This is a genomic window from Rhizobium sp. F40D2 (assembly GCF_051810745.2).
GTDB lineage: Bacteria > Pseudomonadota > Alphaproteobacteria > Rhizobiales > Rhizobiaceae > Rhizobium.
This window is the reverse complement of the sequence record NZ_JBPWQX020000001.1, coordinates 46,297-57,031: the sequence shown is the minus strand read 5'-3', so window position 1 is coordinate 57,031 and position 10,735 is coordinate 46,297. Positions and strand designations below refer to the sequence as shown.

9 protein-coding genes are annotated in these 10,735 nt (G+C 62.7%); all 9 read left to right on the top strand.

Translation table 11 applies throughout. The features are described 5' to 3' along the window. The 9 genes from ACS4RS_RS22560 (at window position 1) to ACS4RS_RS22520 (ending at window position 10,668) form a co-directional block, all read left to right on the top strand. Window positions 1-999 (top strand): ABC transporter permease subunit, encoded by a 999-nt coding sequence (locus tag ACS4RS_RS22560; protein WP_439013510.1) that lies wholly within the window; start codon window positions 1-3, stop codon window positions 997-999. Further along, window positions 999-2,171 carry an ABC transporter permease subunit gene (locus ACS4RS_RS22555; protein WP_439013509.1) on the top strand — a complete coding sequence of 391 codons (1,173 nt, stop codon included), beginning with the start codon at window positions 999-1,001 and terminating at the stop codon, window positions 2,169-2,171. The genes ACS4RS_RS22560 and ACS4RS_RS22555 overlap by 1 nt, the downstream gene beginning before the upstream one ends. 97 nt (window positions 2,172-2,268) lie before the next feature. Beyond that, on the top strand, window positions 2,269-3,474 hold the full coding sequence (locus tag ACS4RS_RS22550) for a glycosyltransferase family protein (RefSeq protein ID WP_449314024.1): 1,206 nt from the start codon (window positions 2,269-2,271) through the stop codon (window positions 3,472-3,474). Between the two features lie 9 nt (window positions 3,475-3,483). Next, window positions 3,484-4,731, top strand: coding sequence for a glycosyltransferase (locus tag ACS4RS_RS22545; RefSeq protein ID WP_439013508.1), 1,248 nt, complete (start codon window positions 3,484-3,486; stop codon window positions 4,729-4,731). After that, window positions 4,728-5,876, top strand: a complete 1,149-nt coding sequence (locus ACS4RS_RS22540) for a glycosyltransferase family protein (protein ID WP_439013685.1) — start codon at window positions 4,728-4,730, stop codon at window positions 5,874-5,876. Before ACS4RS_RS22545 ends, ACS4RS_RS22540 begins: the two co-directional genes overlap by 4 nt. Before the next feature lie 111 nt (window positions 5,877-5,987). Then, window positions 5,988-6,683 (top strand): HTH domain-containing protein, encoded by a 696-nt coding sequence (locus ACS4RS_RS22535; protein ID WP_439013507.1) that lies wholly within the window; start codon window positions 5,988-5,990, stop codon window positions 6,681-6,683. A 66-nt stretch (window positions 6,684-6,749) separates the two neighbouring features. Beyond that, the gene (locus ACS4RS_RS22530) at window positions 6,750-7,124 is read left to right on the top strand and encodes a VOC family protein (RefSeq protein WP_439013506.1); all 375 of its coding nucleotides are present in this window, start codon (window positions 6,750-6,752) and stop codon (window positions 7,122-7,124) included. A gap of 3 nt (window positions 7,125-7,127) precedes the next feature. Continuing rightward, window positions 7,128-7,580 (top strand): EVE domain-containing protein, encoded by a 453-nt coding sequence (locus ACS4RS_RS22525; protein WP_439013505.1) that lies wholly within the window; start codon window positions 7,128-7,130, stop codon window positions 7,578-7,580. Between the two features lie 373 nt (window positions 7,581-7,953). Further along, window positions 7,954-10,668, top strand: a complete 2,715-nt coding sequence (locus tag ACS4RS_RS22520) for an ABC transporter transmembrane domain-containing protein (RefSeq protein ID WP_439013504.1) — start codon at window positions 7,954-7,956, stop codon at window positions 10,666-10,668. The last annotated feature ends 67 nt before the right edge of the window (window positions 10,669-10,735 follow it).

Below are 10,735 nucleotides of genomic sequence, written 5' to 3'. Positions count from 1 at the left end.
GTGCTCAGATACATTCTCTGGCGCGTCGCCGCCATGGTGCCGACGCTCTTCGTCATTTCGGCGCTGGTTTTCACCATCATCGAGCTGCCGCCGGGCGATTTCTTCGAGAGCCAGATCGCCGAGCTGCGCGCCTCCGGCGAGACCGCCAACCTCCAGGAAATCGAGGAGATGCGCCAGCAATACGGCTTCGACAAGCCGGAGATCGTGCGCTATTTCTACTGGGTCGGCGGCATGCTGCACGGCGATTTCGGCTATTCCTTCGAATACCAGATGCCGGTTTCCGACGTCGTCGGCGAGCGCCTGTGGCTGACGATCCTCGTCTCCTTCACGACCATCCTGCTCACCTGGCTGATCGCCTTTCCGATCGGCATCTACTCGGCAACGCATCAGTATAGCTGGAGCGATTACGGGTTGACCTTCCTCGGCCTGCTCGGCATTGCCGTTCCGAACTTCATGCTGGCGCTGATCTTGATGTATTTCGCCAATATCTGGTTCGGCATCTCGATCGGCCATCTGATGGACCAGCAATATATCTCGGCGCCGATGAGCTGGGAGAAGGCGCGCTCCATCCTCTCCCACTTGTGGATTCCGGTCATCATCGTCGGCACAGCGGGGACGGCCGGCATGATCCGGCGGCTGCGCGCCAACCTGCTCGACGAGATGCAGAAGCAATATGTGACGACGGCGCGCGCCAAGGGCCTGCATCCGATGCGGGCGCTGCTGAAATATCCGTTGCGCATGGCGCTCAACTTCTTCGTCGCCGATATCGGCTCGATCCTGCCTTCGATCATATCCGGCGCCGAGATCGTCGCCATCGTGCTGTCGCTTGAGACGACGGGGCCGATGTTGATCAAGGCGCTGCAGAGCCAGGACATGTATCTCGCCGGCTCCTTCCTGATGTTCCTTGCCTTCCTCAACGTCATCGGCGTTTTGATCTCCGACATCGCCCTCGGCTTCCTCGATCCCCGCATCCGTCTGCAAGGCAGGAGCACCAAATAATGTCGCCCCTTCCCGCACCCGGCGCGCCGCTTCCCCATTACGTCTCGACCGCGCCTTTCGATCCGTTGGCGAGCGAAACCATGACGGCGGCGCAATCGCGCATCCATCTCGCCTCGCAGAAGCAGCTGATGTGGTGGAAGTTCAAGCAGCACAGGCTGGCCTTGATCTCCGGCATCTTTCTCGCCGCCGTCTACCTGATGATCCTGATCGTCGAGTTCCTGGCGCCCTACGGCCTGCATACGCGCAATGTCGATTTCATCCATGCGCCGCCGCAGCGCGTCCATTTCTTCGAAAAGGGCAATTTCGTCGGTCCCTTCGTCTATGGCCGCAGCATGACGCTCGATCTCGATACGCTGCACCGCGTCTATACCGACAAGCCGAACGACGTGCAGCCGATCCGTTTCTTCTGCCGCGGTGATGCCTATAAATTCTGGGGTCTTGCCGCCTCGAACTATCATCTGGTCTGCCCGGCGATCGGCGGGCAGATGTTCCTGCTCGGCACCGACCGGCTCGGCCGCGACGTTCTCTCGCGCATCCTTTACGGCGCGCGGATATCGCTGACGATCGGCCTGATCGGCATTTCGATCAGCTTCCTGCTCGGCATCGTCATCGGCGGGCTTGCCGGCTACCGGGGCGGCATTTTCGATCTCGTCGTCCAGCGCCTGATCGAGGTGCTGCAGTCGCTGCCGAGCCTGCCGCTATGGATGGCGCTGGCCGCCATCATGCCGGTGACCTGGAGCCCGATCGTCATCTATTTCGGCATTACCGTCATTCTCGGCATCATCGACTGGACGGGGCTTGCCCGCGCCGTGCGCTCCAAGCTCCTGGCGCTGCGCGAAGAGGATTACGTCCAGGCGGCACAGCTGATGGGCGCGAGCACGCCGCGCATCATCGGCCGGCATCTGGTACCAGGCTTCATGTCGCATCTGATTGCCTCTGCAACGATTTCGATCCCCAGCATGATCCTTGGCGAGACCGCGCTTTCCTTCCTCGGCCTCGGCCTTCGCCCGCCGATCACCAGCTGGGGCATTCTGCTGACCGAGGCAAAAAGCGTCAGCGTCATCGCTTTTTATCCTTGGCTGCTCTATCCGATCATTCCTGTTGTTCTTGTCATTTTGGCGTTCAACTTTCTGGGAGACGGCTTGCGTGATGCGGCAGATCCCTACAAATAGCAGAAAACCCGGCGGCGCCTTATGGCACCGCCCCCGCCACGTGGCCTCCGGACGGTGGGGGTACTAACGCATGCTGTTCACCCCGGAGGGAACACCCATGGCCAGACGTCTCGAAGATGCGCGCATCCTCATGTACAGTCACGACACCTTCGGCCTCGGCCATCTGCGCCGCTGTCGCACCATTGCCCATGCGCTGGTCGAGGATTATCGCGGCCTCAATATCCTGATCATCTCAGGCGCGACGATTGCCGGCGCCTTCGATTACCGCGCCCGCGTCGACTTCGTGAAGATCCCGAGCGTCATCAAGCTGCGCAACGGCGAATATACGTCGCTCGCCAGCCATATCGACCTGCACGAAACGCTGAAGATGCGCGAATCGAGCATTCGCCACACGGCCGAGACCTTCCAGCCCGATATTTTCATCGTCGACAAGGAGCCGATGGGGCTGAAGGGCGAGGTCGAGGATACGCTCGCCTATCTCAAGGCCCGCGGCACCGTGCTGGTGCTCGGCCTGCGCGAAATCATGGATGCACCGCACCTGCTTGAGGCCGAGTGGAAGCGGAACGGCATCATGCAGAAGATCGACCAATATTACGACAGCGTCTGGGTCTATGGTCCGCCGGATTTCTACGATCCGCTTGTTGGTCTCGACGTGCCGGCGAGCCTGCGCCGGAAAATGGATTTCGTCGGCTTCCTGCAGCGCAGCGTCTCCAAGGGCAAAACCTCGATCAACGCCCGCAAGGATAATTACCTCCTGGTCACGACAGGCGGCGGCGGCGACGGCTCCGATCTCGTCCACGACGTGATGAACGCCTATGAGGCCGATCCGACGCTGACGCAGAAGGCGCTCGTCGTGCTCGGGCCTTATATGCCGGCCGCCGAGCGGGCCAAGCTGGTGCAGAAAGGCGAAGCCATTCCCTATATCGAGGTGATCGAGTTCGATAACCACATGGAAGAGCTGATCGACGGCGCCACCGGCGTCGTCGCGATGGGCGGCTACAACACCTATTGCGAGATCCTCTCCTTCGACAAGCCGGCCCTCATCGTGCCGCGCGTCAAGCCGCGCGAGGAACAGCTGTTGCGCGCCAAGCGCGCCAGCGAGCTCGGCCTCGTCGATATGCTTCTGCCGGAGCAATCGACCGATCCCATCATCATGGCCGAGGCCCTGAAGCGTCTGCCCTCCCGCCTGCCGCCATCAAAGAGCGGCAGCAATATGCACCTTGAAGGACTGGACCATATCTCGCAGACGGTCGGGCGATGGATCGACGGCCGCGCCAGCCACCTTTCCCTCGTCGCGGAATAGGGCACAGCCTTGCCGCCACGCCGCAAGATCCTCGTCGTGCTGAAAGGCTATCCCCGCCTTTCGGAAACCTTCATCGCCCAGGAGTTGCTCGGTCTCGAAGAGGCCGGCTTCGACCTGACGCTGATTTCGATGCGCCGGCCGACCGACAAGAAGCGCCATCCCGTGCATGACGAGATCAGGGCGCGGGTCGTCTACCTGCCGGAATATCTGCATGAGGAGCCGATCCGCGTGCTGAAAGGCTTGGTCGCCGGGTTCTCCAAACCCGGCTTCAAGGCGCTGATCAAACGTTTCCTCGCCGACCTCAAGCGCGACGTCTCCCGCAACCGCTTCCGCCGTCTCGGCCAGGCGCTGGTGCTGGGACGCGAATGGCCGGATGGCGGCGAATGGCTGCATGCCCATTTCATCCACACGCCGGCCTCGGTGACGGAATATGCAAGCATCCTCACCGGCACACCCTGGACCTGTTCGGCCCATGCCAAGGACATATGGACATCGCCCGACTGGGAGCTGCAGGAAAAACTCGGGAGCGCCCGCTGGGCCGTCACCTGTACCAGGACAGGTTATGAGCACATGCGCATGCTGACATCCCGCAAGGATGCCGTACACCTGAGCTACCACGGTCTCGATCTTGCTCGTTTTGGCCATTTTGCCGGCGAGCGTTCGGAGAGGATCGGCAGCGACCCCGACGATCCCGCCTTCATCCTCAGCGTCGGCCGCGCCGTCGAGAAGAAGGGCTATGACGTGCTGCTGCGAGCGCTCGCCCTGCTGCCTGCCGACCTCCACTGGCGCATGGAGCATATCGGCGGCGGCGAGGAGCTTGCCAAGCTGAAGGCGCTCGCCAGCGAGCTCGGCCTCTCCGGACGCATCGTCTGGAAGGGCGCCATGGCGCAGGAAGACGTACTCGATCACTACCGCCGCGCCGACCTTTTCGCGCTCGCCTGTCGGATCGCAGCCAATGGCGACCGCGACGGCCTGCCGAACGTGCTGGTGGAGGCTTCGAGCCAGCGGCTCGTCTGCCTCTCGACGGCGGTATCCGGCGTGCCGGAACTTCTGGAGGACGGCGAAAACGGCCTGGTCGTGCCGCCGGAGGATCCGGCTAGGCTTGCCAAGGCGCTGGAGACGGCGATCCGCGACCCGGCGCTGCGCAAGCGCCTCGGCGACGCCGCCGAAAGGCGGGTGCGCGACGATTTCGACTATCACTCCAGCATCCGGCAGCTCACCGGCCTGTTCGAGGCCGAATGGCAGAAGGCGTCATGACGGCACTGCGCATCTTCTTCTACGTCCAGCACCTGCTCGGCATCGGTCATATCGCCCGTGCCAGCCGGATCGCCAACGCGCTCGTCAAGGACGGCTTCGACGTAACTGTCGTCACCGGTGGCCTGCCGGTGCCGGGTTTTCCCGGCGAAGGCGTCAAGACAGTAGCCCTGCCGCCGGTCGTCGCCAGCAATGCCGGTTTTTCCGGCCTCGCCGATGCCGATGGCCGCCCTGCCGGCGAAGATTTCCTCCATGCCCGCCGCGATCTGCTGCTTGACGCCTTCCATGCCGCCAGGCCCGATGTCGTCATCATCGAAGCCTTCCCCTTCGGCCGGCGGCAGATGCGCTTCGAACTGCTGCCGCTGCTTGCGGCGATCGACAAGGCCGAACCGCGGCCAAAGCTCGTAAGCTCGGTGCGCGACATCCTGCAGGAAAACCGCAAGGCCGGCCGCGATGCAGAAACCGCAGCCCTGGTCAGGGATCACTTCGATGCGGTGCTCGTCCATGGCGACCCCGATTTCATCAGGCTTGAGGACACTTTCCCGCTGACGGCAGAGATCGCCGACAGGCTGCGTTATACCGGCCTCGTGGCAGCACCGCCGGCGCCGGAACCGACTGAAACCTTCGACATTATCGCATCGGCAGGCGGCGGCGCGGTCGGCGCCGCGCTGATTGGCGCGGCGAAAGAGGCGGCCGCCCTCCTGCCCGGCAATCTGCGCTGGCTGCTGATATCGGGCCCGAACCTGCCGGAAGCCGATTTCGCTGCATTGTCTGAGGATGCGGCGCCAAACGTGACGCTGGTCCGCTTCCGCAAGGATTTTCCCTCGCTGCTGCGCGGCGCCAAGGTCTCGATCTCGCAGGCAGGTTACAACACGGTCGGCGACCTCCTGCGCACCGAATGCCGGGCGATCCTCATCCCCTTCGTCGCCGGCGGCGAGACCGAACAGACGGTGCGCGCCGAGCGGCTGCAGGCGCTTGGTCTCGCCGACATTCTTCCGGAAACGGGATTGACGCCGGGCCATGTGAAGGAAGCCGTGGAAAAGGCGCTCGCCGCACCGCGCTGCGGGGCGGTCTCTCTCGATCTCGACGGGGCTGAGAAAACCGCCGGCATCATTCGCTCCATCATTGCCGGCACTTCGAAGCTTTGAAGCTGTCAATGAGCGCAGGTGGTTAACGAAGCGGGCGCACGGCTTCGGCAAAGCCGGCCACATCTTATGCTGCCACTATCTGGCAGCAGCAAGCGTGTATAAGCTTGCCGCATGTCCCGCTCCGAACGCCTCCTCGACCTTCTCCAGGTACTACGCCGCCACCGTCGGCCGGTGAGTGGCGGGGTACTGGCCGACGAGATCGGCGTCAGTATCCGCACCCTCTATCGGGATATCGCCAGCCTTCAGGCCCAGGGCGCGGCTATAGAGGGCGAACCCGGTGTCGGTTACATCTTGAAACCGGGATTTCTCCTGCCGCCGCTGATGTTTCCGCCAGAGGAGATAGAAGCGCTCGTCCTCGGCTCCCGATGGGTGGCGGATAGAGGGGACGATCACTTACGCGATGCGGCGCGAAATGCGCTGGCGCGGATTGCCGCCGTGCTGCCGCCCGAATTGCGCGACGCACTGGATGCATTCGCCCTCCTGGTGGGGCCTGGCGTCAAACTCCCTGTCGACCAGGTCGATCCGGCGCTTCTGCGCAAGGCGATCCGCACCGAACGCAAGCTTTCGCTCTCCTATAGCGACGGAGCCGGCGTCGCGTCGGAGCGTGTGGTGTGGCCTTTCGCGCTCGCCTTTTTCGACCAGGTGCGCCTCCTCCTCGGCTGGTGCGAACTCCGCCAGGATTTCCGTTCTTTCCGCACGGATCGAATTGTTCATGCGCAAGTGCTCGACGCACGGTATCCCAAGCGCAGGCAGGCGCTGCTGAAACAATGGCGGGAGGTCCAGGGAATATCGCATCGCGACGTATGATACTGCCAGAATTTGGCAGTATCTGGTCATAAGCTTCTGCTGTCCAACGACCAACAGGAGAGCCATATGACCGCCGGCAACAGCATTCTTCTTTACGTGACCGACGCCCCGACGAGCGCGCGCTTTTACACCGGGCTGCTCGGGAAGGAGCCCTTGGAGGCGAGCGCGACCTTTGCCATGTTCATCCTGCCTTCCGGCCTGGGGCTCGGTCTCTGGGGCAGAGCGGGCGTTGAGCCCGCGCCGGCAGCAGCGGGCGGCGGCTGCGAGATAGGCTTTAAGGTTGCGACATCAGACATGGTCGATGCGACCCATGCCGATTGGCAGGCCAAGGGCGCGAACATCGTCATGGCACCGACCGATCTCGATTTCGGCCGAAGCTTCGTTGCCGCCGATCCCGATGGGCATCGCCTGCGCGTCTACACCGTGTCCGAGGAGGCTTGAGCCATGGCCAGAGCCTGGATCGCCGTCGCTTCCGCAGAGCATGTCCGCATCGGCCGTCAAGCCGGTTTCATGCAGGTCTGTCACGGCAAGGCATCACCCCTCAGGCGGATCACGTCCGGGGATCGCGTGATCTACTACTCGCCCACCGTCGTCTTTGGCGGCCAGGACCGCCTGCAGGCTTTCACCGCAATTGGCACGGCCCGCGACGGCGCGCCTTACCAGGTGGAGATGGAAAGTGGTTTCAGGCCTTGGCGGCGCGATGTCGATTGGCGGCCGGCAGAGGAAACGCCGATCCGGCCTCTGCTCGACCGGCTGGCCTTCACACGGGTCGGCCCTAATTGGGGCTACCAGCTTCGCTTCGGCCTGTTCGGCATCTGCGACGAGGATGCCGATATGATCGCGGAAGCGATGAGCTGCTCCTGTGCGAACGCCGTGAAGCGAGCGGTCGCCGCTTGAGCGCGACCCCGCTTGATTTCTGCAACGACGAGCCCCCGGATTTTCCGGGGTTTTTTTGGTCGTTGCGCCGGGCTCTGCGTGACTGCCGAGCCGCGTGCCGCTGCAGAATTCCGTAAATCGGGATTGATTTGAGCATAAAATTATTCAGTAAATCCAAGTGCGACGGTGTCGCTTGCGCTTCTTTTCAAACGCACGGCGCTGCAATCCAAAATTCCTGTGATATAAGCAATATTCCGGCGAGAATCGGCACGTCTGCAGCCGGTCCCTTCGCCTTGTTTTCATTGCGATATCGGCGGTCCTTCTGCATGGTCCTGTTCTTAGAATTGCTCCCCATCCCGGCCCCCGGAATTTCCCAGCACGCTGACGGTTAGCCATGGAAAAAAGCCTCGCCCGCTACATCTGGAAGAACACGCGGCTGCAGCAGCTGTGGATTCTGGCTGTCGTCGCCGCCTCGATGGTGCCCTATTTCCTGTCCTTCGACCTGCCGAAGCAGATCGTCAACGGACCGATCCAGGGCGACGGTTTCGAAGGTCCAGGCGCAAGGCAGACCTTCATGCACATCGCCTACGACATTCCGCTGATCGGCCATGTCGAATTCTTTCAGGGCTTGCAGCTCAACCGCTTCCAGATGCTGATGGCCCTCAGCCTGGTGTTTCTGGCGCTAGTGGTGCTGAACGGCCTCTTCAAGTTCTATATCAACACCTATAAGGGCCGGCTCGGCGAGCGCATGCTGCGCCGTATCCGTTTCGAACTGATCGACCGGGTGCTGCGTTTTCCGCCCATCCACTTCAAGCGGGTGAAATCGGCCGAGATCGCCACGATGATCAAGGACGAAGTGGAGCCGATGGGCGGCTTCACCGGCGATGCCTTCGTCTCGCCTGCCCTTCTCGGCGGCCAGGCGATCACCGCGCTCGCCTTCATCATCGTCCAGAATTTCTGGCTCGGCATGATCGCCGCCGGCATTGTCGGCGTCCAGGCCGTCGTCATTCCCCGCATGCGCAAGCGGCTGCTGGACCTTGGCCGGCAGCGACAGCTGACGGCACGCGAACTGTCCGGCCGCGTCGGCGAAATCGTCGACGGCATCGGCACGATCCACGGCAACGACACCTCCAACCTCGAACGCGCCGACATCGCCTCGCGGCTCGGCCGGATCTTTTCGATCCGCTACGACCTTTACCAGTGGAAGTTCCTGGTGAAATTCATCAACAACTTCCTCGCCCAGGTGACGCCGTTCCTGTTCTACGCGATCGGCGGCTACCTGGCTCTCCAGGGCCGGCTCGACATCGGCCAGCTCGTCGCCGTCATATCAGCCTATAAGGACCTGCCCGGGCCGCTGAAGGAACTGATTGACTGGGACCAGATGCGCCAGGACGTGCAGGTAAAGTACCAGCAGGTCTACGAGCAGTTCAACGTCGAGCCGCTGATCGACAGCCGCATTCAGGAGCTGGCGACCGCCCCCGTCGGCGCGCTGACCAGCGCGCTCGTCGTCACCAATCTCTCACTCTCCGACGACAGCGGCGCCCGCCTCGTCGACCACGTCTCCGTGGAGATCAAGCCGAACGAGACGGTCGCGATCGTCGGCCCGAACGGCAGCGGCGCGGAAGCCTTCGCCGAAGCGCTCGGCCGCATGGTCTGGCCGGATTCCGGCCGCATCACCATCGACGGGCGCGATCTGCTGGAGCTGCCGGAATCGATCACCGGGCGGCGCATCTCCTATGCCTCGGCCGATACCTTCTTCTTCCACGGCACGCTCGCCAGCAATCTGCTTTACGGCCTCAAACACGCGCCGATGACCGATCCCGTCTACGACGAGAAGGAAGCGCTCGAATATAAATGGCATTCCGCCGAGGCGGTGAGGGCCGGCAATCCGACGCTCGATCTCAACAGCGACTGGGTGGATTACAAGGCAGCCGGCGCCAGCGGACCGGAGGATCTGCTGAAAGCGATCCGACCGGTGCTCGACGCCGTGCTGATCTCGCAGGACATCCTCGATCTGGCGCTGCGCTCGACCGTCAACACCGACGTGCATGTGGCGGTCAGCGACCACGTCGTCGCACTGCGCGCCTCGCTGAGAGACCGGCTGCGCGACGAGGGGCTCGACGGGATCGTCGTGCCTTTCGATTTCGACGCCTATAACGCCCAGGCAACGGTCGGCGAAAACCTGCTCTTCGGCACGATGAAGCGGCCGCTCATGACCAATCGCCGGCTTGCCGCCCATCCCTATTTCCAGCAGCTGTTCCGCGAGACAGGCTTGAGCACCGATCTCTACGCCATGGGCCTTGAGATCGCCGAGAACGCCGTCGAGCTTTTCCACGACCTGCCGCCGGACCATCCGTTCTTCCAGCAGCTAACCTTCATGACGGCGGACGACATTCCGACCTATCAGGCACTGTTGCAGAAACTGCAAAGCCGCCGTTTCGAGGATGCGACACCCGAGGAACGCTCGGCCATCATCCGGCTGAGTTTCGCCTATATCGAGCCGCGTCACCGCTTCGGCTTGCTGACCGACGAGCTGATGGGCAAGATCGTCAGTGCCCGCAAACAGTTCCACGAGCATATCCCGGCCGATCTCGCCGAGCTGATCGAGCGCTACGACGCCGAGCGTTTCACCCCGTCGGCAAGCCTGATGGACAATGTGCTCTTCGGCCGCATCGCCTATCAGCAGGCCGACGCCTCCGACCGCATCCGCGCCATCATGGGCGAGCTTTTCGACGCGCTCGATCTTTATGACGACGTCCTGTCGATCGGGTTGGAATTCGACGTCGGCTCCGGCGGCAAGCGGCTGACCATGGTGCAGCGGCAGAAGCTGAACCTCGCCCGCGCGCTGTTGAAACGCTCGGACTATTTCATCTTCAACCGGCCGCTGTCGGCCCTCGACCAGCGTGTTCAGGACCAGATCACCCGCAACATCGTCCAAGAGTTGCACGAAGAAGGCCAGCGGCCGTCGATCATCTGGGTGCTCTCCAATGCCCGGATGGCAGAAGTGTTCGACCGGATCCTCCTCTTCGACCGCGGCGGATTGGCGGAAGCCGGAAACTATCCGGAACTTTCCGAGAAAAACGGGATGTTCAAGGAACTGTTATCGTAATATTCTATTGGCGCGGCGATGGTAGGCGTTCCCCGCGGGGCGCCCGGAATTAAAGGCGCCTGGTTCC

Coding starts and splice junctions, on each gene's coding strand:
- ACS4RS_RS22555 (WP_439013509.1), top strand. CDS start 999: ATGTCGCCCCTTCCCGCACCCGGCGCGCCGCTTCCCCATTACGTCTCG.
- ACS4RS_RS22550 (WP_449314024.1), top strand. CDS start 2,269: ATGGCCAGACGTCTCGAAGATGCGCGCATCCTCATGTACAGTCACGAC.
- ACS4RS_RS22540 (WP_439013685.1), top strand. CDS start 4,728: ATGACGGCACTGCGCATCTTCTTCTACGTCCAGCACCTGCTCGGCATC.
- ACS4RS_RS22535 (WP_439013507.1), top strand. CDS start 5,988: ATGTCCCGCTCCGAACGCCTCCTCGACCTTCTCCAGGTACTACGCCGC.
- ACS4RS_RS22530 (WP_439013506.1), top strand. CDS start 6,750: ATGACCGCCGGCAACAGCATTCTTCTTTACGTGACCGACGCCCCGACG.
- ACS4RS_RS22525 (WP_439013505.1), top strand. CDS start 7,128: ATGGCCAGAGCCTGGATCGCCGTCGCTTCCGCAGAGCATGTCCGCATC.
- ACS4RS_RS22520 (WP_439013504.1), top strand. CDS start 7,954: ATGGAAAAAAGCCTCGCCCGCTACATCTGGAAGAACACGCGGCTGCAG.